Raw genomic sequence first — 21,363 nt, 5'->3', positions numbered from 1 at the left:
GCCAGCCCATACCTTTATGATAAGCAGGCGATTTTAAATGCCTCTTAATCGGTTCTTAATTAAATCTTAACGGTGCTTCGGAAGGGAGAAGGTGAAAGAGGTTCTTTGTCCGGGCTCGCTTTCCGCCCATATTTTCCCTCCGTTCTTCTCGACCAGCGCCTTCGCGATGGCGAGCCCCAGGCCGCTTCCTCCGTACATCGGGCTGCGCGACCGCTCGGTCCGGTACATGCGTTCGAACACTTTGGCCAATTCATCCTCCGGGATGCCCTGCCCCTTATCCCAGATGGTCAGATGATACGCTCCCGCATGCTCCGCCAGTTCGATGCCCAATGCTTGTCCGTCGCGTCCGTGCTGCACGGCGTTTTTCATCATATTATTCATGATTCGCTGGAGGCTGATCCGATCCGCCGTAACCAAGCATTTCACCTCGGGAATAGATGCGTTCAGCTTCATGTCCGCCTGCTTCAGCTCGGGCAAAAACGCGATGACCGCCTCGCGCGCCATTTCGGCCAAATCGAGCGTCTCCGGACGCAGCGGAACTTCGTCCGCATCCAGCTTGGCCAGATCGAATATTTCATCGATCAACTGCTTCAACGCCGTTGCCTTCCTCAAAATAATGCCGACATGCTCTTGCTTTTCTTCGCGGGAGGCCGCAATATCATCGTTCAGCGCATCCACATATCCGATAATCGAGGTCAGCGGCGTCCGGATATCATGGGAAATATTGGACAACAAACTCTTTCTCGCCGCTTCGGATTTGATCGTCTGCACCCGGATTTTATCCAATTGCCCGATCAGCTCATTGATGGCAAATATGACCTCATTGATGAACGGCTCGTCATTCGCCAGCAGGCGGGTGTTCACATTCCCGCTCCCCGCCCGCTTCAACGCCGCGGACATGTCCGCCAGCTTCGCCCGGAACCGGAAGCGCATAAGCAGCAACACGACCGTGATCGCCGCCAGCGCAATAAATAAAGCCCCGCGCAGGAATCGGTGGGGCTGGTTCGTTGCTTCTATCGCAATAAGACCGGTCATCAGAAATAATTGCGCGCCGAGAAGAAGGAGCGTTGTGTCACGCTTCATCTTTTTCACCTGCAAACTTGTACCCGATTCCCCACACGGTCTGGATCCATTTCGGATCGGACGGATCGGCTTCGATCTTCTTTCTGAGCTTGCGGATATGCACCATCACCGTATTATCGTCTTCCAAATAAGCGCTGCCCCACACCTGGCGAAAAATTTGCATCTTCGTAAAGACCTGCTCCGGGTGGGAAGCCAAAAACTTCAACAGCTCGAATTCCTTGGCCGTCAACGCAACCTCTTCTCCCTCTATCATCACCGCATATTTTTTCAGATCGATGGTCAAGCCTTTGTACCGGATGTGCGGCTCCTCCTGGCCGGCGCTGCGGTTGGCCTCGCTGCCCAGTACCAAAAACCTTCGCAAATGGGCCTTGATTCTCGCAACCAATTCGTTGATGCTGAACGGCTTCGTCATATAATCATCCGCTCCGATGCCCAGCCCCAGAACCTTGTCTATCTCCTGATCCTTGGCCGTCAGCATCAGGATCGGAATATTGGTCTTCTGGCGCAATCTCCTGCAACTTCAATGCCGTCGATTTTCGGCATCATCAGGTCCAGCAGGACCAAATTATATTTATGGCTATCGAACAGACGAAGGGCTTCCTCTCCATCGGCCGCCGTATCGGCCTGATATCTTTCTCTTTCCAGATACGTTTTAACCAAGTCTCGTATTTCTTTTTCATCATCGCCTATCAGCACTCGAATCTCTTCCATCTTCTCACCGTCTCCACAAGGTTAGTTGCGGTCATTGATAACATGCTCTGATCCCGTGGACGAGACACGATGCCGCCAGGCGGAACATCGCGTATAGCCGCTCTTGATCATTCGTCCATGATCATATTACAGGATAATCGGCTTGTCCGCTATCAATGTGACGGAAATGAAAGAGTTGAATGCCGCTTGACGGCTTAGACCCGCCCCAGACCGCTCCGCGTCCATGCGCAAAAAAAGGCCGCCGGAAATGCTCCGGCAGCCTCTTCCTATGCTGCATCCCCGATTCAGCGCGATGACCGCGCGGACAGAATTCGCAGCGATCGGGAGAGCCAGCTTGCGGCCAACGCGCCATTGAATAAGCGATGAACCCCATATACGCCATTCGCCGCCGTGCATGCGACGACATGGCGGCTTGTCCGCAGCGGACGGGTAAAGCGCGAACGCTCCCTTATTGTTTGGAGTTGTTCCGCGGTCATGCCTTTTTTCGACAATGCCTCGTCAAATTCTTGCTGTGCCGCCTGCTTGGCTTTGAACAGCATCATTTGCACCCGGCTGTACACGTTGATCGCCCCGTCGCCCGTCGTCTCAATCGGCAGAAAGATCGCGTCGGGATATTTCTCGGTAATTAGCGATTGCACCCCGTCGGAGACCCCGGAAGATGGCATGCACCCGAACGGCTTGACGGAGATCGTCATGTTCACCTTCCGCTTCTTGACGTTCAAGATCAGCTTGCCGACCTCCATATGGCCTTCTCCGCCCCGCAGATGATTGTTGTAGTGCTCATGGGCGACCCGGGCAATCTCCTCCATGTCGGGCAGAGGGTAGCGATACAGACCGAGGGTCCGCGCATACGCATGGAACATGACCCGCAATGCGCGATCGGCGAGCCACAGCATCCGCAGCCGCTTCTGCGGATTTTTCCCTTCCAGGCCATGCTTTCCGGAGTCGGCTTGCCGAAGCGTCATCCGCTCCTTCGTATCGAAGCGCCCGGACCAGATCAGGAACAAGATCCAGGCCGTCATCGACTGCACTTCGACCTCGGCCCCTTCGCTTTCCAGAAAACGCTGCAGCTGATAATTCCCGTCTCCCTCGGTAGTCATCGCCCAGAATTCGCCGAGAATGCTTACTTTCGGTTTGACCTTGGTCCGGTCTACCCGAACGGCCTGCAGTTCCTTGCGGGATTTGAGCAGAGCCGGCCGCAGCCGTTGGCGTTCGCTCAGCGCTTCATAGAGATACCGCTTGCACCGTTCCAGCGCGGCATCCGTCGCGCCGGGCTCCACTTCATAAGGGCGGATACGGTAAGCTAGCGCATTCAAAATGTCTCCCAGAAGCACGGTCTTCAAAAAGGTGAGAAAAAACGCGGTATCCAGCTTCAAGGCCGAGTCGCTGCCGGTCGCCTGCTTCAGCCCGTCCGTCTGCTGAAAGATGAGAACCCGAAACCCGTCAAACCCCGCATCGCGCAGCGCCTTCCGGTACTCCGTAACATAGGTTCCAAAGCGGCACGGGCCGCAGGACCCGCTCGTGACGAACAAATAGCGGGAGATGATCTCCTCCTTCGATTTCCCCTCCACATCCCGCAGGTGATGCAAATATTTGATCAAATTGCCGACCGTGAAGTAGGTTGGATTGCACTGCCCGCGATTGCCGAACTCTTTGCCGTAGCGAAGGGACTCATTGTCCGGGCAATCGAGATGCTTCACCCGATACCCCAACCCCGTCAGCGCGCCCTCGACCAAATAATCGTGGGCCATCGTCAAGCCTCCGAAGAGAAGGGTTGTCGTCGCTTTGTCTTTGGCCAAAAACTGCCGCGGCACCGGATCGAACCATTGGCTCATGGTCTGCTCATCCAGGCCGAGCGCTTTTTCCTGTTCCTTCTGAAAGTTCAGCATCATCTCTTCGATAGACGCCTGATTTTTGTCTTTTTGCTTGCTTCCTGCAACAGACATCTCGTAAGTCACTCCTTCGTTATCTTGTATGTTATATAACCTCAGCTTGATCTCCCGGCTTTCTGCCCGTAAGCTCGGCGAGCTTTTGATCCAGCCGCTTCTGCAGCTCCGCCTTTTTGCGCGCCACATCCTGCAGCCGCTCTTCATGCAGACCGAGACTGTGCGCATACGTCTTCACCCGGATCTTGATCGAGCCGCCCGGTTTATTGGCGTCGATATCGTGCAGCGCGGAGTAGGGCGTCCCGGCCGTCGATATGATCGATTCGATCAGCCCGTAGGTAGGCGCATCATGTCCGCATTTGAAGCTGGACAGGTCCAATACCGCCACATTGGGGTGACGCGCGGCGAACTTGGCCGCCCACACTTTTTGCACGCTGTTGGAGCTGAAATTTTCAGGCCATACATCGCTCACTTCGAGAGCGTATTCCACGCGGCCGCTCTTCAGATCCTCGCTGAAAAAGCGCTGCAGCCATGCCTCGTCCTTCGGAATGGATCGCATGGACAACACCGGGTATCCGAGCACCTGGAACTCTTCGAGCACGCCGTGATTCAATCCGGGGTCGGAATGATAAGGGCGGCCGATCATCAGAATGGCAAGGCGATTTTCCCGCTCGATCTGCTCCAGGATCTCCCGGCCCTTCTCCTGCATTTCCGCATCGAACCGATCCATCGCCTTCCACCCCTGCTCTGCGGCAAAATCGCTCTCGTCTTCGGTGATCTGCAGCTTCTCGACGAATGCCTCGAACAACTGCTTTTTCAGCATGTTCGGCTCGGTGAAGGTAACCGCCGGATCGAGGTAGGCGATTCCTCTCGCCGCGAAAAAATCGACCTCCTTGGTGAAGGCGGCTTTGATCACGTTCGGAGCGCCCGCCACGATCGGGCAGCTTGCCGAGTCCATCACATTGTGAAGATGGGTCGGAATATGCGTGATGCACGGGAAAAAGATGTAATCCAGCGGCTTGGACTCATGATGCTTGAACAGCAAATTATGGACATGAGCCTGGGCCACTTTCGACGGATAGCAAGGATCGATCGAGCCATATTTGCCGCCTTCCTGCCACATTTCCTCGCTCGTGTTATCACTGAATACGATGTTGCGCTTATCGATGCCGAGCGTCTCGAAGTACGTCCGCCAGAACGGAGCGGTCGACCAAATGTTCAATACTTTCGGTATCCCGATCCGGATCCGCTGGCGCCGCTCCATCGATTCGGCGGAAGAGCGCGCGAACGGACGCCGGTTCGGTAGTTTGCGCATGCCAAATCCGAACAAGCGGCGTTTCAACAGGACGTCCTTCACCTCCAGCCCCGCTTCCGGCAGCGGTTCCGCATCGTAAAAATGCTGGAACATGCGCCGTGCTTCATATTCCACGAGATTCGGATAATGCTTTTTCAACGCCTGCCGCTCTTTCGTTAATTTCAAGACCGCTTCCTGGTCCTCGACCGTTCCTTTCTCGCAAGAGAAACCGCTAATATAACGGGCCGTCTGGCCGTCCGGCGTCTCGGAATCGATAAACGTCCGGCTGCAATGGTTGGGACAAAAATTGCAGCGGGTCGATTCATCGTTGCGGCTTACATACCGCAGATTGATAGCGGCATCCAGGCCCAAGAAGCTGGAATACCCCCGCCGCTTCACGACGCGCAGCGTTTCCATGGCGGCTCCGATCGCCCCCGCTTCGCCCGGATGCGGATGAACGTATACCTCGGCATCGGGAACCCGCTCCTTGATATAATCGACCTGGGCCTTGACCGCTGCCAGATTGTATTGGGTTCCGCCCTGGAGCACGAACTTGCGGCCGAGCTCGGACATGCGCGGAATCTGCACGACATACTGCCATACGTTTTTGGGCAGGACGAGAGCGAGTCCGGCGAGCAATTCCTCCTTCGAATACCCTTCCTTCTGGAAATTGACCCGGTCCGCATCGAGAAATACCGCGCAGCCGTAAGAAAATTTGGGGCTCAAATCGGCATGAAAAGCCGTATCCGCATACTCTTGCACCGGAATGCCGAACTGATCCGCCATCGCTTGCAGGAGCATTCCGTTGCCCGCTGAGCATTGATTGGACAGCTTGAAATTGCGTATATCCCGGTTTTTGAGGAAAAGAACCTTGATATCCTGACCGCCGATATCGCAAATCACATCGATGTCGCCGAACTGGTGAACGGCGCTCATCATATGCGCGACCGTCTCCACGATATTGACGTCGGCACGCAGCGTTTTTTCCAGCACATCTGCGGCGTATCCCGTAGCGCCGAACCCGATAATCTCCAGCTCGGCCCCCTGCCCCTTCAGCGTGTCCCGGATCCGCTTCAGCATTTCTTTCGTATCTTCCAGCGGGTTGCCCTTGGACAGTTGATATTCTTTCAGTAAAATATCCCCTTGTTCATCCACCAGTACGGCTTTGGACGAAGTGGAACCGCCATCCAATCCGATCACCGCCCTGACCTTCTGTCCGGGCGTGAATGTCGCGGGAGTGAACTTGGGGATGCTGTAGCTCCGGCGGAACTGCTCCAGCTCCGTCTCGCTGGCCACCAGCGGCGGGCCCGCCTTCTCGCCCAGCTTCGCCTTGCGTCCGTGGGCAATGAACTCCTTCAGTGGCTCCAAGCCCGTGTATAAGCCGACATCGGCAGGCTCATGCAGTCCATACAGGACAGCGCCGTAGGCCGCATAATACTGCGAATTCTCCGGAACAAAGATCAAGCTGTCGATAGGCACATCTGTCGGATATTCATAGCCCCGCTCCTTCCAGGTCTGAGGAATTCGCAACCGCCAGCATTGCTGCAGGAACGGCAAATAGGTGTTCGGCCCGCCCAGCAGCAGGACCCGGTGCCGCAGCGTGTTGCCCCGCGTGAGCACGGAGAGGTTTTGCATGACGATGGCATCCGCGAGCGAGCACATGATCTCCCCCGATGGAATGCCGCTTTTCACGAGATTAACGATATCCGTTTCGGCAAATACGCCGCACTTGGCGGCGACATGGTGCAGTTTCGAATCGTCAAAGCGCAGCTTGCCTACTTCTTCTGCAGGCATCCCTACTTTAATCATGCACTTGTCGATCGTGGCGCCCGTACCGGAGGCGCATTTGTCATTCATGGAGGTAAGCGCTTGCTTGTTGCCCGTTTCCTTGTTTTCCTTGAAAATGATAATCTTCGCGTCCTGCCCCCCGAGTTCGATAACACTTCCGACATCGGGATGGAGATGCTCCACGGCCATCGTAACGGCATTGACCTCCTGCACGAATTTCGCCCCGATATGGGGCGCGATCGGCCCGCTGCCGGAGCCGGTCGCAAAGACACGAATGTTTTCCGGCTTCATATCCGGAAATTCGTTGCCGATGGCAACCAGCAATTCCAGCACTTTTTCTGCCTGCTTCGTATGATGGCGCTGATAATCCGACCATACGATCTGCTTGCTGGCGGGATCCACCACTGTCGCTTTGACGGTCGTTGAGCCGACGTCAATTCCAATAATGAGCGAATCCAGCTCCCTGGTGATGGTTGTCATACGATTACCTCCTTATCCCAGATCAGGTTTTACTTAGTGTACACTTTATGTGTGATATTTATCACACCGGACGTTTGCAAAGAGATTCTTTTCGGGTGAAAAGAAAAAGGCCATAAAGGCGGCGAGAGCGACGGCTCAGACCGATTTTATGGCTTCAGGAACGCAAGGAAGCGACTCCAAAAAAGATTTCGTCCATTTCCGTTTTAATTTTTTTCGTGATGGCCTGCTGTTCCTCGGCGGTGATTTCCTCTTTGGAGTATCCGAATAAATAGTTATTTAAATCGAACGCTTTTAGCCGGCACTTGGTATGAAATATGTTGTCTTGATATACATTGACATCGATCAGATCGAATTGCCGGATGATGCTGTCGTCAAGATAGTCTTGGATCGAGCGGATATCATGATCGATAAATAGTTTGCGGCCATCGATATCACGCGTAAATCCCCGCACCCGGTAATCAATCGTCATAATGTCGGTATCGAAGGAATCAATCAAATAATTCAGCGCTTTCAGCGGCGAGATTTCGCCGCATGTGGCGACATCGATATCCGCTCGGAACGTGCTGATCCCTTCATTCGGATGGTATTCGGGATACGTGTGGACCGTAATATGGCTTTTATCCAACTGCATGACCACCGCCTCGGGTAGAGGTTCGGGGATTTCATTGGATGGTGTACGTGGAACCTCGATCACCGGTCCCTCGGATACAAGCATGGTCACGCTTGCTCCTTGAGGAACATAATCTTGTTTGGCGGTATTCACGATATTCGCGCCAATCATCTCGGAGACGGTCTCCAGTATCTCCGTCAACCGGTCTGCATTATACTGTTCGTTGATATACCCGATATAAGCTTCACGCTCTTCTTTGGTCTTGGTATAACAAATATCGTACATATTGAAGCTTAATGATTTGGTCAGATTGTTAAAGCCATGAAGCTGGATGTGCCGCTGTGGAGTGACTGCCATGGTAGATGCTCCTTTGGATAATGAACTTGCGCACGCTCACGGCGTGCCGCATAGACGGGAATTCTTCTATTTGTTCCCCGATTACTTCAGTATCCCTCTTCGGCGCATATTGTTATACAAAATGATTGTCTTATTAGAAGCTTGCACAACAAAAGGCCGCCGGATATGCTCCAGCAGCCTCTGTGTATTCGTTGCGTTCAACCAAGTACGTTGCCTATAAATTTTTCCAATGTGCCGACATCGGTAATGCTCTTGTTGCAGGCGTCGCTGTTCACGCATACATAGTTGCCGATTGCTTTGTAATAATCAGGCGATGCGTTGGCCGGCTTCGATTTGGTTACCGCCGAGAATAACGCGACCTCTTGATGCCGGTTGCACAAAAAGCAAACGCTCTTCTTGCTCGTCGGGGTATATCTTCCTTCGATGCCCACTAGCTGCCCATTCAGATGGTACACAAAGAACATTCGATTCGTCGCGATGTCGGTCCAGCCAACATAGGTGACATAGCGGAAATCGATGGCAGCCGCATCGGGAACCTTCAGCTTTTTGATTTTGGGAAACAGCTTCTTCATCTGCTTTTCCGTCACGGGCTCAAATTCAGCCATGTACGGAACGAGCGACTCCACATAGTTTTGGAATTCGGCTTTCTCATGCAGCGCCGAGATTTTCTCCAACGCTTGCTTTTGCGCCTCTTCCGCATCCGGGAACGCTTCGGCGATCTTGGTGAGCGCGCTGTATCTTACCGATTCCACGATTTTCGGATCAGTCACCGTGTTACAGGCATGCTGAAGCAGATCAGTCTGCTTCTTAATCAGGTTATATTGATGGTTTCTAATAAATGGTTTCAACATTGCTTTACAGCTCCTTATTTTTTAATGGAATGAAAATAAGGTGCAAAGCCCATCATTAGAAACGATTTAAACTCACGCGGGCGACATTTCCTTCTGATCACGTGTCCGCCCCATGCAAAGTATCGCCCTAATTCAGGCTTTGCATGAGTCGCTGCCGATTCCGGCAAACTGCTTTGCCATTTCTATCGACCTCCCTTGTGCTGTCCATTATAAGGGGAATACGGCCTGAACGGCAACTCCCTTTTTTGCGGCTGAGCAAGCTTATCTTTCCCTCTTCCATGAATCCTTGAGAGAGACAATCCGGTTGAACACTCGTCTGTCCTCCGTCATATATTTCGTGTCGAGGCAGAAATAGCCATGCCGCACGAACTGATATGTTTCGTTGGCGGAAGCGTCCTTTAAGGCGGGCTCCAGCACGGCACGCTTCATTTTGACGAGCGAATGAGGATGGAGCAGTGCTTCCCAGCAGTTCTCCGACTCCTTCAGCACGGCGGAAGGCTTCGGCGGCTCCGAAGCTTCCAGCTCATGGAGTACCCATTCATACAGCGGGCGATGGTCTTTGAACTCGGCGGAGCAGAAGGAATGCGTGATACCTTCAATCCAATCCTGTATCGGGTGGGCAAAATCATACATCGGATAGATGCACCATTCATTTCCCGTCCGATAGTGCTCCGCGTGCACGATACGGTAGAGAACGGGGTCCCGCAGATTCAGGTTGGGCGAGGACATATCGATTTTGGCGCGAAGCACTTTGGAGGCTGTCGGGAACTCTCCCTTCCGCATTCGTTCGAACAAGAGCAGGCTCTCCTCCACGGGCCGGTTGCGGAACGGGCTGTCTGTTCCCGGTTCAGTCAATGTCCCTCTGTACAAGGCTATTTCTTCGGGCGTCAGCTCGCAGACATAGGCTTTCCCTTTGCGAATCAGCTTGACGGCGCACTCATAAATTTTTTCGGAATAGTCCGAACCGAAGTAGACCGGCGGTTCATATCCCAGCCATGCGATGTCTTCCAGGATCGCTTCCACATATTTGACATCCTCCTTCAGCGGATTCGTGTCATCAAAGCGCAGATGAAACGCCCCGTTATACTTGCTCGCGATAGAATGATTCACATGGATCGCATACGCGCTCCCGATATGCAGATACCCGTTCGGTTCCGGGGGGAATCTCGTGGCGACAGGTCTGTGATATTCCCCTTGCGCGATATCATCCCGCACCAGCTTTTCCAAAAAATTCGCGGTCTCTGCCGTGTCCTTGCCAGGATTCATAACGAAATACCTCCTTGCATGTGTTGTCCAAATAAAAAAATCCCGCCTCCAAGACTGCTGTCTTGGGGACGAGATTTGCTGTCGCGGTGCCACCCCGGTTCGCCGATATATCTCTATATCCGCCTCATCAGGTACGGCACCCGCATTGGATGCTTATACCCTAGCTCTGTAACTGGAGCTCCTGTCACACCATCCCGGGATTCCGTTCCGATGCGCCGCTCAGAGGCTTGGTTCAACGAAGGGAATCCTGCTCCTTTTCAGCTGCCGGAGCTCTCTGTAAGGCTTCCTCAGTCATCTACTCTTCTCTTCAACGCGTTTTTCATTTGGTACATAGTATCATCAATCATGAGGAAAGTAAACATATGCGGCAATGATCGGTTTTTACTCCTCGGACCCATAAATATAATACCTTCCCAATCGTTCATTCATCTGTTCATATCTAGATTGCAAATGAGGGTAAATATCGGTTAGCAATACGCCTGCGACAAGCGGAATGGAGACCAATCTAATCCAAGGAGCCATCGGCGAATATATGCTGAGCTCCGCCCTTGCCCGCAGCGTTGATCTGGAGACGTACAGCAGTGAATTGATAAGCATTGTTCACAGGGCGTTACGCAAGTAAGCGCCAGATTCGCGTTCGCTTTCTCATCGAAGAAAATTTCAGTCAGAAGCAGGTGTAAATGGACTATGAATTCCGTTCCGCAGGAGCTGCTCGAGCAGTTACCGGCGGAAACTGCGCCGGACAGCATGCGTGTGCGAAGAATGCGTCACAGCCTTCGTCGAGAAAATTAAAGATTGACATCGAGGGCACTGCCATTTGAGCGACCCGCGCGCTGCCGCCGCTCCATCCGGACAATCCGAAGCCTTATGCGGCTACGGGACATCCGGCGCTCATCCCGGGTTCGATGGGCAGCGCGTCTTACCTGATGGTCGGCCGTGACACCGGCGCGGCGAACTACTACTCCATCTGTCACGGCGCGGGGCGCGTCCGGTCGCAGCGCCACGAAGCAGCTTGTGACCGTCGACGAGTTCGCGGCTTCGCTTCAGGTCGGCACGGAAGACGAAGTCGTCGTGAATCAGCGCATGCTGGAGTCGATTATCGATGAAGCGCCGCAAGCCTACAAATGTAGAGCAGATTATCGAGAGCGTCGTCGGGGCAGGTCTTGCCGGCGTCGTGCCCTCATGAGAGAGCGAATCTTGCCGTAGACGGCATGCACCCATTGAGCCATGAATAGCCCCACGGCTGCAGTGGTCTGAAGAGATCGGGAGGCGGTCCTGCCGCCTCCTTGTTCGTTAACGTTCGATAAGCATGCTCACCGGAACGTCCCGTTCATCTTCCGGATTGCTAAGGGGATAAATTCTTGCCATGCCGTCCTCTTCATTGACATGTTGAATGTATACGGGCTCCCCTTGGTAGGTAACGTCTGTCATCACCGGCGAGGATGAGATTTCGATCGCTCGTTGTGTATTCATTCCTATGAACCTCCATTTTGACCTCTATCATGATACGCTCTTTAATATACGTTACATGCCATATTGTTATACGTTGGCTCGGTTGGACTTCACTGAACGGAGGAGATTTTCATGAATGTCGTGGTTACGAAGTATAACGAAAAGCGGAAGCGAGATAGCCCCATCCCCTGCTTCTCACAGCCCAGCTTGCTGAAAAAGCTGTGAAAATGCAGTTTTCCTTTCTGACGTGTACTCCGTGATAGGAGTTCCTGCAAAACAGCATCAATTTCAGACGATGCAAGAGATTAAAGGGAAAATTCGGAGAAAATGTTGTACTTTTGCAGGAGTTTCATCAAATAGCGCCTCAAATAGCGTAAATTGCTGCATTGACGCAGGATTTCACTGCCTCATCCATCCTCCACCTCCACCGCTTAGACCGCCATCGTTTTTCCCGCATCCCATTCTCTGTCGATCCATCCCCCAACCATTTTGAAGTGCAGATGTGAGCCCCCTTTTTGCTGTTCAACTCCCCTGCCCTTCTATCCAACACTCCTTCCATTGGCTTGTTAGCTGGAGCATTTCTCCTTTTTTGAGTAAAAAATCTGCAATGTTCACAAACTAACCGCAATGGAGGAGGTTGACAGCATGTACATCAAAGAAACCGATTTGCCAGGCATCGGTCATAAATACGAAATGATTACGCAAAGCAGCGACAGGCTGGTCATTGTCATCCATGATGACGGCCGGCGTGAAATGTACCATTTCGACAACCAGGATCAGGATGATTGCACCTCGATGGTTACGCTCGAGGATGAAGAAGCAAGACAACTGGCGGCCATCGTCGGCGGAATGACTTACCGGCCGAAGGCATTGGAGACGATGGATGTCGCATTAGAGGATCTCACGATCGAATGGTACCGAGTCGCGCCTGATGCTGCCTGCGTCGGCAGCACGATCGGGGATGCTAATATTCGTCAGACGGCGGGAGTGACGATTATTGCCGCCATCGAGAAAGGCGCCAAGCATATCAATCCCGGTCCGGATTATACCTTTAAGGCAGACACGATCCTTGTCGTTGCGGGTGAACGCCACCAGTTAAAGCAGTTGAAGCAACTGCTGCAAACCGGGAGACGCTAATCATGGATCATCTCGTGCTGGAAATTGGACTTGCCGTTATTCTCATTGCCCTGGTTGGATTACTCGCGGCCGGCATTCGCACCTCGGTCATTCCTTTTTATATTTTGATCGGCATGGCCGTCGGTCCGCATGCGCCGCATTTTGGCCCTTTTGACTTCCGTTTTATCGAGAGCGCGGAGATCATTGCGTTTATGGGACGGCTTGGCGTGCTTTTTCTGCTGTTTTATTTGGGCTTGGAGTTTTCCATCGGCCGCTTAATGAAATCAGGCCGCTCTATCGTCATGGGCGGAACGATCTACATCCTTATTAACTTTACATTAGGCTTGCTCTATGGCTGGGTCAACGGCTTCCCGATCGAGGAAATTATGGTCATGGCCGGTATTACGACGATCTCCTCCAGCGCCATCGTGGCGAAGGTGCTCGTCGATCTGAAGCGAACCGCGAATCCGGAGACGGAAATGATTCTCGGAATCATTATGTTCGAGGACATATTTCTGGCGGTATATATCTCCGTCCTGTCCGGGCTTGTGCTCAGCAATTCGTCCTCGCTGGGGGGCGTCGTATTATCAGCCTTGTACGCTCTCGGATTCATGCTTCTCTTGCTGTTCGTCGGACGTCAAGCTGCGCCTTTTCTGAACAAGCTGCTCAACATTCGTTCCAATGAATTGTTCTTGCTGCTGGTGTTCGGTTTCTTATTCCTCGTGGCCGGCTTCTCGGAGACGATTCACGTAGCCGAAGCGATCGGCGCGCTGCTGACCGGGCTCATACTCGCCGAAACGATGCACATGAAGCGAATCGAGCAGCTGATCTTGCCATTCCGTGATTTCTTCGGCGCCTTATTCTTCTTCAGCTTCGGACTGACCATCGTTCCTTCCGCGCTTGGCGGAGCCTTGTGGCTGTCCGTCGGCGCCGTTGCGGTGACCTTGTTCGGCAACTTCCTTGCCGGTATGCTCGCGGGCAAGAGCGCGGGCTTGTCGCCCAAGGCGTCGGCCAATATCGGGCTGACCATCGTATCCCGCGGCGAGTTCTCCATCATTATGGCGAACCTCGGCAAATCCGGCGGACTGCTTGAGCTGCTCCAGCCCTTCGCGGCGCTGTACGTCCTCATCCTGGCTATTTTGGGACCGCTGTTGACGAAGGAATCCCGGCTCATTTTCAGAAGCTTGAACAAAATTTTCCGCTGGGAAAAGAGCAAAGAACGCGTTCCCGATCGGGGCGAATAATTCTGCGGCAAGAGCAGCTTTCGCTGGCGGCTCACCGGCTTCGCGGCCGATTTGCGAAGGAGCAACATTGTTATCCGGCGGCTACATGACGGCGAGCATGAAAAAAGGTTTCTGTAGACCCACTCGACTTTCGTTTGTTATTGTATATGAACAATAACGAAGCTTGGGGTTGTGATGCGTGTGAATGGTCCGAAAATAGCTATTTTATCGGTACTCAGCAATGCCTTTGTCGTCTTGTTGAAGCTCATCGTGGGCATTTTTACCGGCTCGATTGCCGTCATCTCGGAAGCGATCCACTCCTCGCTGGATTTGGCGGCTTCCGTGATCGCTTTTTTCTCGGTGCGGCTGTCGGGCCGTTCCGCGGATAAAAATCACCCATACGGCCACGGCAAGGTGGAGAATATCTCGGGAACGATCGAGACGCTGCTTATTTTTATAGCGGGCGCCTGGATCATGTATGAATGTGTGCATAAGCTGTTCGAGCCTGCGCCGATCGATCTTCCTTATTTGGGCGTCATCGTCATGTTTATTGGGGCGGGAATCAATTTCATCGTCTCTCGCCGCGTAAGCAAAGCGGCCGCGGCATTGAATTCGGTCGCCATGAAGTCAAATGCGCTGCATTTGCTGACCGATGTGTATACCTCGTTAGGCGTCGGGTGCAGCCTGCTGCTTGCTGCCCTGACCGGATGGACGATCCTGGATCCGATCATCGGCATTATATTGGCCCTTTACATCATGAGAGAGGCATACAAGCTGATGAAAGAGTCGTTTCCTCCGCTGCTGGACGCTCGCTTAACCGAACAAGAGGAACGGGAAATCGTGCAGGCGATAGAATCTTTTCAAGATCAATATATAGAATTCCATGACTTGCGCACCCGTCGTTCCGGTCCCGTCGAATATGTCGATTTCCATCTCGTAGTCCCCTCCAAGCTCGATATCGAAACCGCTCATCAGCTATGCGATGACATCGAGCAGGCGATTACGGCGTCGTTCCGCCGTGCCCAAGTCTTTATTCATGTCGAACCGGAGCATGAACGATTGGCCAGCTTGAATAAATAGGATTGAGCCAATGCCGCCGCATTGGCTCCCCCCTCCCGCTTTTCCAGCCGTTTCTGCCGCAAGCCCCGGCCGCGGCTTTACAGTCCCCGGCTCATGCTCAACGAATTCGGGTAAGTCAGCTCGAACCCGTATTTCCTGTAGAAGCCAACGGACGGGACATCAGCCATAAGCAGAATGTCTGCCCCTTGCGGCGCCTGCTGCTGCAAATCATCCATCAACGCGTCCATTATCGCCTTCTCCCCTTCCCCGCCTTCACAGGAAGGATGGGTCAGGACATCGACGATCTGAAAAAAACAGGCTCTATCGCCGATGATTCTCCCCATTCCAAGCAGTTGCCCGTGATCATCTCTCATCACGACGCAAAACGGGGAATTCCTCAATGCCGTATGAAGAACCGCCTCCTCCTTCGGGGCGAGACCCGCAGCCGCCCGCAATTCCACATACTCTCCCGTACCGGGAACTTCATGCAAAATGTTCATCAAATGTGCGCCTCTCGTCCTTTCTCGAAATAGCTCTTTCCTAAACCACCATACTACATTGATGCAAGTGCTAAAGTTTTGAAAAAGGCGCTGCCGGAGGCTATAGTGAGGGAAATTCAAACCCTATTGTGGAGCTTGAATGTTTTTTTATAAGATTTGCCCTTCGCCGCTTCGTCTGCTATAGTGAAATCCCGAGCGAAATCACAAGGAGGTCAAGACAGATGCGCTACTATAAGCCAAGCGAGATAGCGAAGGAGCTTCACATCAGCACGAGCGCTTTGCGCCACTACGAAGCATGGGGAGTCGTCCCTGCCCCTGAGCGCGCCGCCAACGGGTACCGCCTGTATACGATCGAGCATCTGGCGTATTTCCGCTGCCTGCGCGCCATGTTCCCCGGCTTCGGCGTCGCGGTCACCTGCAATGTGCTGCGCCATATTCAAGATTCGAATGTTGACGCCGCTTTCTGGATCGTGAACAAGGAGCAGGCGAATCTTCATCAGGAAAAAGTCGCCGCTGACCAAACGCTGGAGCTGCTGCACCATCTCGAGCTTCCTCCGATCGCGAACAAGAGGATGAAGGAGTACATGACGATCGGCGAAGCCGCCGAATTCACCGGCGTGACGGCATCGGCCATACGCCATTGGGAGAAGGAAGGATTGCTGACGCCGGCGCGCGATCCGGAAAATGGGTACCGCCTGTTCACGCCGATGCATATCCGGAAAATTTTGCTGATTCGCACGCTGCGAAGCACCGTCTACTTTTTGAAGAGCATGAAGGATATTGTGCAGGCCTTGGACAACCACAGCATCGATCAGGTCAAAAAAGTAACGGAGGATGCCCTCCTCATTATCCACAAGCGCAACCGCCAGCAATTCCAGGGGGTGCACCGGTTAGTCGAGCTGTGCAAAGTGCTGGATCTGATGTGAATCCCACTCGAAACCGCCTGCTGAGAACAAATAAAGAACCGGGCAGATTACACCCGGTTCAAGAAAACAGTTCAATCGTACGATGTCATTTTCCCGCTTTTTCATATTTCATGTTTGAGCAGCCAGCTTGACATTGGTATCGTGATGGACTGCAACCCGCTCCAGTAACTTTTGGCTGGATACGTTGAGTCCATTGATCGTTACTTTGTTGTTGTTCTCCTTGTACTTAAGGACGACTTTGTCGATGGCTCCCACGGCCGAATCATCCCATACCTGCGCACGGGAGAAGTCGATGACAATCTCTCGCCCATGACAGCTCGTATCGAAGGCGTCGACGAAGCTATTCGTTGACGCGAAGAACAGCTGTCCTTCTGTCATATCGTCGACGGTCGATGACGTAAGCAATGATTCCAAAAGCCCGACAATCGCCAGAGCCAATGAATAAGGGAAAATAATGGCCAGCGTCTCCAGTTGGAAAGGAACATCCGGTATCAGAAAAGCCGGCAGCGTGCGCGTAATCGAGCCAAGATCGCCGACCGTTCCCAGATCAAGCTTCCCTATCATGGCGGCGGCGGTTAAGATGACAATCGCGATCAGCGGTGCCGGAATGGCCTTGAAAAACTTGGGGACAACGTACACAATAAGCAATGTAATCCCTATACATTATCTGAAATAAAAGAGGCGACCGGAATCAGCAAATCGACATTATACCGCTAGTTAGAAAACTAACCGGCTGCATCTATCCTTTTCCCGAAACGGTGCGATTTTTCTTTTGCTTGAATGGATGTTCTGATTCCAGAGCGACTACTGCTCATCACCTTAGTATATACTTTCCAATAGGGCGTGTATGCAAACCTTAAGCCAACCAGATCATGGAAGAGGCCAGCTTTAAGAAGGCAACAAAAGTACAGGCCAATTTATCGTACCGAGTTGCCAGCCGACGATTATGTTTGAGTTTGTTGAACAGGCATTCGACCAGATGACGCTCTTTATACAACCACCAGTCGGTTGTACGTTGGATCGTGCGATTCTTCTTACTGGGAATGACGGAATGGGCCAGTTTCTCTTCCAAAAGCGCAATGATTTTATCGGTATCGTATCCGCGATCCGCCAAAACATGTTTACCTTGTATGTCTTGGGTTTGCAGGATCTCATAACCCGTTACACAATCATTGATGTTGCCTGCGGTTACTTCGAAGCGTAGCGGATTGCCAAGGCCGTCTACAACGGCATGAATCTTGCTGGTTAAGCCTCCGCGTGATCGTCCGATGGCTTGGAATTGCTGGCCCCTTTTGCCCCCGCGCCGTGTTGGTGAACACGAACGATGGAAGCATCGAGCATAACACTTTCGTCATCGGGATTGGCAGCCAGAACCTCTAGCATTCGATCAAAGATGCCTGCTTTCTCCCAGCGGCGGAAACGACTGTAGACACTGCTCCAGGAGCCATAATGCTCTGGCAAGTCTCGCCAAGGCGCACCAGAACGAATCACCCAAAGCATGGCATTGAACATTTTTCGGTTATCGATTGCCGGACGTCCACCCTGTGGTTTCCGTTCCGGTGGCAAGAGGTCTTTGAGTCGTTCCCATTGGTCATCTCGTATCTCATATCGTCTTCTCATAGGATAAGTTTACCAGATATTTGGCTATTTCGATAGTTTGCGTACACGCCCTAGGGAGGTGAATGCCTTGATACAAGGTCTGTTCGAGACACATATCCATGTGACCCATTTGGAACGTTAAGCCGAATTTTACGAGAACACGCTTGGACTGGAATTTGCCTATCAGGACAATCGGCGGGTGAGATTCTATTGGATTGGACAAAGAGGAAAAGCAATGCTCGGCATATGGGAAAAAGAACCGGCTCAAGTCATTCGACAGCACTTTGCCTTTCACACGACGATTGATCATATGAAGCAGGCGGTGCCGTTTTTGAAAGAACGCGGACTTGCTGTGCGAAACTTCTTGAATGATGGTACGGAACGCCCCTTTGTCTTCGCATGGATGCCTGCTGTGTCTATCTGCTTTGCCGACGCCGACGGACATCCGCTGGAATTCATTGCGATGCTGCCCGATGAGCCGCAGCCAGAATTAGGCGTCGTGCCGTGGGAAGTGTGGGAAATGGGGCACGGCAGACCGGCAGATTGGTAACGAAGCAAGCCGGACTTCATATTCGTTAATTCAAATTTTCGGAGAATGTAAAAGGACGGCATCGCTGTCGATGCCATCCATATTTCTCGTTAATCCGATCTATCCGTTACGTTGTCACCCTCACTGCCCTATCGATTTACCCGTTCCAGCAGCTTATCTAATTTTTTCTGAATCTCCGGCATGACTTCTTCCACGGTCTTGGTATTATTCTGGGCGGCGGCGAACTCGTTAATGAACAATTCATTGATTTGCGAGTAGTTCGCGACCAAATGGTTGAACGATTCCACGCCGTATTTGTTGGCTCCGTCATAGACGTTTTTAATGACGGCCGGATCGACGCCTTCGAAGCTGGTATAGTATTTTTCCTTCGCTTGCTCATTGATCGGAGGCGTGCCGCCGCTCAATTCGATCGATTTCTCCTGCACGTCCTTGGAGATCATAAATTTAATGAATTCATACGCTTCCTTCGGATGCTTGGAATCTTTCAGCACAAATAACGGGTCAACATACAGTACGCTTCGTTCCTGTGGATTGCCCCCGAACGGTACGGCTGCGACGCCGACCTTGAAGTTGAACTGGTCCTGGCTCGCCAGATTCCAGGAACCGCCCACCGACATGCCGATTTTGCCCGAGAGGAACGGATCGCCGAATTGGCCGGCCACGGACTTGGACCAAGCAGGAGGCGGTGAGACCTGCTTATCCCAGATGAGTCCGATCCATTTCTTATACGCGGCAATCGCTTCCGGGGAATCGAAATGCGTCTCGCTTGGCTTGCCGCCGTTCGTCCATGTGTCATCGGAATAGACTTTGGCCCCGAAGTAGGCCGGTCTCATATCCAGCTCGCCCCAGTTGAAGTCGAGGCCATACTGCGCTTTCTCGATATCATCGTCGCGAATGGTCAGCTTCTCGGCCACCTCGACCATCTTGTCGAACGTCCAGCTCGGATCCTCGTAGTCCGATGGAGGATACGGCACGCCCGCTTTATCGAACAGGTCTTTATTATAGAGCAGGATCGTTACATAGTTGCTGAATGGAATGCCGTACGTTTTGCCTTGCACCTTGTAAATGTCCATCAGTTCATCTTTGAGGCCGTAATCGGCCGGATTGAAGTTGTCTTCCTTCATAATATCGGTTAAATCCAGGAGCAAATCTTTGTTATAATATTCGGCGAAGCCGCCGTAGCCGAAGTGAGACGTCACGTCGGGCGCGTTTTTGGCCGCGATATTCGCCTGCAATTTGGAGTCGAATTGCTCATATGGCTCCAACCCAGCTTGGAAAAGAGCAAAAATTGCGGAATCATGACGGCCGGATAGGGCAGCATCATCGTCGAGATCATCAGCATGAACATCAGCTTTTTGCCCCTGGCCCGGAATCTGGAAAACCCGTAGGCCACCATGGAGGAAGACAGAACCGTGCCGATCACCGAAAAAGCGGCAATGATGAGACTGTTCTTGTATAAAATCCCGAACTTGATTTCGTTGCCGGTGAACAGCGTCTTGAAGTTATCCCAAGCGAACGTATGCGGAATAATGGTCGGAGGAAACTGCAGCATTTCCTTCGATGTTTTCAAGGCCGTCGATATCATGAACACCAACGGAAACAGCATCGTGATCGTAATGGCAATCAATAAGAGGAAGGCGAAAATCTGGCCAAGGGTCATTCTTGGCTTGCGATCGCCGATCCGCTTCGGGGTCGTATCCATCGCAATCTCGCTCATTATTCCCGCCCTCCTTCATAGTAGACAAATCGGTTCGATGATTTCATAATGATGACCGTAATAATGAGAATCGCAATCAGCAGAAGCCAGGCCATCGCCGACGCGTATCCGAGCCGGAAGTCTTTGAACGCGCTTACATAGATGTTATAGACATAGAACCGGGTGGAATAATTCGGGCCGCCTTGGGTCATGACATAGGCCTGCGTAAAAACCTGGAACGACTCAATAACAGACATAATCAATTGGAATAAGAATACCGGTGAAATCATCGGGAACGTCACGTTCCAGAACGTTGTCCATCGGCCCGCGCCATCCAGCTTCGCCGCTTCCAGCAAGCTGCTCGGAACGCCCTGCAGGCCTGCCAGGAAAATGATCATCCCCGCGCCTACGCCCCAGAACGTCATGATGATTAACGCCCAGATGGCATACTGCTCGTCGAGGAACCATGCCGGACCTTTCACCCCGAACCAGGACAGAATATAGTTGAACACCCCTACCTCCGGATTGAAAATCCAGAACCAGAGCAGCGACATCGAGACGCCGGATACCATGCTCGGGAAGTACATCGCGGTGCGGAAAAATCCGCGCGCCGGGATTTTCATATTGATCAGCATCGCGAAGATCAAAGACAAGAACAGCCCTAACGGAACGCTAATCAAGGTGTACTTCAGCGTGACGACTAGAACAATTCATCCTCGAACAGCTCCTTGTAATTGGCGAGAGCGATAAAGTGCGGACTGCTGATGATGTCATAATCCGTGAAGCTGTAATATAGCGATGCCAGTATCGGGTATAACGCAAAGACGGCGAATCCGATCAGCCATGGCGAAATAAACAAGTAGAAATGGATATTGTCGCGTTTGGACTCAGATAGCTTCATCCTCCCCCCCTCCCC

At 52.6% G+C, this 21,363-nt stretch carries 16 protein-coding genes and 6 pseudogenes; 6 read left to right on the top strand and 16 right to left on the bottom strand.

Going from position 1 to position 21,363, the window contains the following annotated elements; genetic code table 11:
* Positions 1–66: 66 nt before the first annotated feature.
* The 8 genes and pseudogenes from OCY70_RS08020 to OCY70_RS07990 all read right to left on the bottom strand — a co-directional run.
* Positions 67–1,083 carry a sensor histidine kinase gene (locus OCY70_RS08020; RefSeq protein WP_213429659.1) on the bottom strand — a complete coding sequence of 339 codons (1,017 nt, stop codon included), beginning with the start codon at positions 1,081–1,083 and terminating at the stop codon, positions 67–69.
* A pseudogene (locus tag OCY70_RS08015) lies at positions 1,073–1,794 on the bottom strand (response regulator transcription factor). The gene OCY70_RS08020 and the pseudogene OCY70_RS08015 overlap by 11 nt, the downstream one beginning before the upstream one ends.
* Positions 1,795–2,078: 284 nt before the next feature.
* Positions 2,079–3,740, bottom strand: a complete 1,662-nt coding sequence (locus OCY70_RS08010) for a 2-hydroxyglutaryl-CoA dehydratase (RefSeq protein ID WP_213429660.1) — start codon at positions 3,738–3,740, stop codon at positions 2,079–2,081.
* A 31-nt stretch (positions 3,741–3,771) separates the two neighbouring features.
* Entirely contained in the window at positions 3,772–7,242 is a 3,471-nt protein-coding gene (locus OCY70_RS08005; RefSeq protein ID WP_213429661.1) for a BadF/BadG/BcrA/BcrD ATPase family protein, read from the bottom strand.
* A gap of 154 nt (positions 7,243–7,396) precedes the next feature.
* Positions 7,397–8,209: an adenosylmethionine decarboxylase gene (gene speD, locus OCY70_RS08000; RefSeq protein ID WP_213429662.1), complete on the bottom strand. Its 813-nt coding sequence runs from the start codon at positions 8,207–8,209 to the stop codon at positions 7,397–7,399.
* A 197-nt stretch (positions 8,210–8,406) separates the two neighbouring features.
* Positions 8,407–9,060 carry a FusB/FusC family EF-G-binding protein gene (locus OCY70_RS07995; RefSeq protein WP_213429663.1) on the bottom strand — a complete coding sequence of 218 codons (654 nt, stop codon included), beginning with the start codon at positions 9,058–9,060 and terminating at the stop codon, positions 8,407–8,409.
* 261 nt (positions 9,061–9,321) lie between these two features.
* Entirely contained in the window at positions 9,322–9,549 is a 228-nt protein-coding gene (locus tag OCY70_RS36530; protein WP_444980924.1) for a hypothetical protein, read from the bottom strand.
* A gap of 9 nt (positions 9,550–9,558) precedes the next feature.
* Positions 9,559–10,326, bottom strand: a pseudogene (locus OCY70_RS07990) (glutamate--tRNA ligase family protein); the annotation flags it as partial.
* A gap of 821 nt (positions 10,327–11,147) precedes the next feature.
* On the opposite strand from OCY70_RS07990, the pseudogene OCY70_RS07985 reads away from it, so the two are divergent.
* Positions 11,148–11,512: pseudogene (locus OCY70_RS07985) on the top strand (RtcB family protein); the annotation flags it as partial.
* A gap of 107 nt (positions 11,513–11,619) precedes the next feature.
* Here the strand turns inward: OCY70_RS07985 and OCY70_RS07980 are convergent.
* The gene (locus OCY70_RS07980) at positions 11,620–11,799 is read right to left on the bottom strand and encodes an H-type small acid-soluble spore protein (RefSeq protein WP_213429665.1); all 180 of its coding nucleotides are present in this window, start codon (positions 11,797–11,799) and stop codon (positions 11,620–11,622) included.
* Positions 11,800–12,423: 624 nt separating this feature from the next.
* Here OCY70_RS07980 and OCY70_RS07975 point away from each other — a divergent pair.
* From OCY70_RS07975 to OCY70_RS07965, 3 genes are all read left to right on the top strand, one after another.
* The gene (locus OCY70_RS07975) at positions 12,424–12,915 is read left to right on the top strand and encodes a cation:proton antiporter regulatory subunit (protein ID WP_213429666.1); all 492 of its coding nucleotides are present in this window, start codon (positions 12,424–12,426) and stop codon (positions 12,913–12,915) included.
* Positions 12,916–12,917: 2 nt separating this feature from the next.
* Complete coding sequence (locus tag OCY70_RS07970) at positions 12,918–14,138, top strand: cation:proton antiporter (protein ID WP_213429667.1); 1,221 nt, start codon at positions 12,918–12,920, stop codon at positions 14,136–14,138.
* Positions 14,139–14,312: 174 nt separating this feature from the next.
* Positions 14,313–15,197 (top strand): cation diffusion facilitator family transporter, encoded by an 885-nt coding sequence (locus tag OCY70_RS07965; protein WP_213429670.1) that lies wholly within the window; start codon positions 14,313–14,315, stop codon positions 15,195–15,197.
* Positions 15,198–15,274: 77 nt separating this feature from the next.
* Here OCY70_RS07965 and OCY70_RS07960 read toward each other — a convergent pair whose 3' ends face one another.
* Positions 15,275–15,676 (bottom strand): GNAT family N-acetyltransferase, encoded by a 402-nt coding sequence (locus tag OCY70_RS07960; protein WP_213429668.1) that lies wholly within the window; start codon positions 15,674–15,676, stop codon positions 15,275–15,277.
* 221 nt (positions 15,677–15,897) lie between these two features.
* On the opposite strand from OCY70_RS07960, the gene OCY70_RS07955 reads away from it, so the two are divergent.
* Complete coding sequence (locus OCY70_RS07955) at positions 15,898–16,602, top strand: TioE family transcriptional regulator (RefSeq protein WP_213429669.1); 705 nt, start codon at positions 15,898–15,900, stop codon at positions 16,600–16,602.
* A gap of 108 nt (positions 16,603–16,710) precedes the next feature.
* On the opposite strand, the pseudogene OCY70_RS07950 reads toward OCY70_RS07955, so the two are convergent.
* Positions 16,711–17,262 (bottom strand): annotated as a pseudogene (locus tag OCY70_RS07950) (SulP family inorganic anion transporter); the annotation flags it as partial.
* A 262-nt stretch (positions 17,263–17,524) separates the two neighbouring features.
* Positions 17,525–18,222: pseudogene (locus OCY70_RS07945) on the bottom strand (IS5 family transposase); the annotation flags it as partial.
* A 136-nt stretch (positions 18,223–18,358) separates the two neighbouring features.
* On the opposite strand from OCY70_RS07945, the pseudogene OCY70_RS07940 reads away from it, so the two are divergent.
* A pseudogene (locus OCY70_RS07940) lies at positions 18,359–18,751 on the top strand (VOC family protein); the annotation flags it as partial.
* A gap of 128 nt (positions 18,752–18,879) precedes the next feature.
* Here OCY70_RS07940 and OCY70_RS07935 read toward each other — a convergent pair.
* The 4 genes from OCY70_RS07935 to OCY70_RS35735 are packed head-to-tail and all read right to left on the bottom strand — an operon-like array spanning position 18,880 to position 21,348.
* The gene (locus OCY70_RS07935; RefSeq protein ID WP_249725567.1) at positions 18,880–20,016 is read right to left on the bottom strand and encodes an ABC transporter substrate-binding protein; all 1,137 of its coding nucleotides are present in this window, start codon (positions 20,014–20,016) and stop codon (positions 18,880–18,882) included.
* Positions 19,947–20,468, bottom strand: a complete 522-nt coding sequence (locus OCY70_RS07930; protein WP_249725568.1) for a carbohydrate ABC transporter permease — start codon at positions 20,466–20,468, stop codon at positions 19,947–19,949. The genes OCY70_RS07935 and OCY70_RS07930 overlap by 70 nt, the downstream gene beginning before the upstream one ends.
* Entirely contained in the window at positions 20,468–21,127 is a 660-nt protein-coding gene (locus OCY70_RS07925) for a carbohydrate ABC transporter permease (RefSeq protein WP_306433978.1), read from the bottom strand. Before OCY70_RS07925 ends, OCY70_RS07930 begins: the two co-directional genes overlap by 1 nt.
* 20 nt (positions 21,128–21,147) lie before the next feature.
* On the bottom strand, positions 21,148–21,348 hold the full coding sequence (locus OCY70_RS35735) for a hypothetical protein (protein WP_306433979.1): 201 nt from the start codon (positions 21,346–21,348) through the stop codon (positions 21,148–21,150).
* Positions 21,349–21,363: the final 15 nt, after the last annotated feature.

Source organism: Paenibacillus melissococcoides, from assembly GCA_944800085.1.
Taxonomy (GTDB): domain Bacteria; phylum Bacillota; class Bacilli; order Paenibacillales; family Paenibacillaceae; genus Paenibacillus_B; species Paenibacillus_B melissococcoides.
Note: the sequence above shows the minus strand (reverse complement) of the source record. Positions and strands in the feature narration are given on the sequence as shown.

What these genes read in the sequence shown, in the direction of transcription:
- OCY70_RS07955 (WP_213429669.1), top strand. Translation starts at nt 15,898, where the DNA reads ATGCGCTACTATAAGCCAAGCGAGATAGCGAAGGAGCTTCACATCAGC.
- OCY70_RS07995 (WP_213429663.1), bottom strand. Translation starts at nt 9,060, where the DNA reads ATGTTGAAACCATTTATTAGAAACCATCAATATAACCTGATTAAGAAG.
- OCY70_RS07930 (WP_249725568.1), bottom strand. Translation starts at nt 20,468, where the DNA reads ATGAGCGAGATTGCGATGGATACGACCCCGAAGCGGATCGGCGATCGC.
- OCY70_RS08010 (WP_213429660.1), bottom strand. Translation starts at nt 3,740, where the DNA reads ATGTCTGTTGCAGGAAGCAAGCAAAAAGACAAAAATCAGGCGTCTATC.
- OCY70_RS07970 (WP_213429667.1), top strand. Translation starts at nt 12,918, where the DNA reads ATGGATCATCTCGTGCTGGAAATTGGACTTGCCGTTATTCTCATTGCC.
- OCY70_RS07975 (WP_213429666.1), top strand. Translation starts at nt 12,424, where the DNA reads ATGTACATCAAAGAAACCGATTTGCCAGGCATCGGTCATAAATACGAA.
- OCY70_RS08005 (WP_213429661.1), bottom strand. Translation starts at nt 7,242, where the DNA reads ATGACAACCATCACCAGGGAGCTGGATTCGCTCATTATTGGAATTGAC.
- OCY70_RS35735 (WP_306433979.1), bottom strand. Translation starts at nt 21,348, where the DNA reads ATGAAGCTATCTGAGTCCAAACGCGACAATATCCATTTCTACTTGTTT.
- OCY70_RS07965 (WP_213429670.1), top strand. Translation starts at nt 14,313, where the DNA reads ATGCGTGTGAATGGTCCGAAAATAGCTATTTTATCGGTACTCAGCAAT.
- OCY70_RS07980 (WP_213429665.1), bottom strand. Translation starts at nt 11,799, where the DNA reads ATGAATACACAACGAGCGATCGAAATCTCATCCTCGCCGGTGATGACA.
- speD (WP_213429662.1), bottom strand. Translation starts at nt 8,209, where the DNA reads ATGGCAGTCACTCCACAGCGGCACATCCAGCTTCATGGCTTTAACAAT.
- OCY70_RS08020 (WP_213429659.1), bottom strand. Translation starts at nt 1,083, where the DNA reads ATGAAGCGTGACACAACGCTCCTTCTTCTCGGCGCGCAATTATTTCTG.
- OCY70_RS07960 (WP_213429668.1), bottom strand. Translation starts at nt 15,676, where the DNA reads ATGAACATTTTGCATGAAGTTCCCGGTACGGGAGAGTATGTGGAATTG.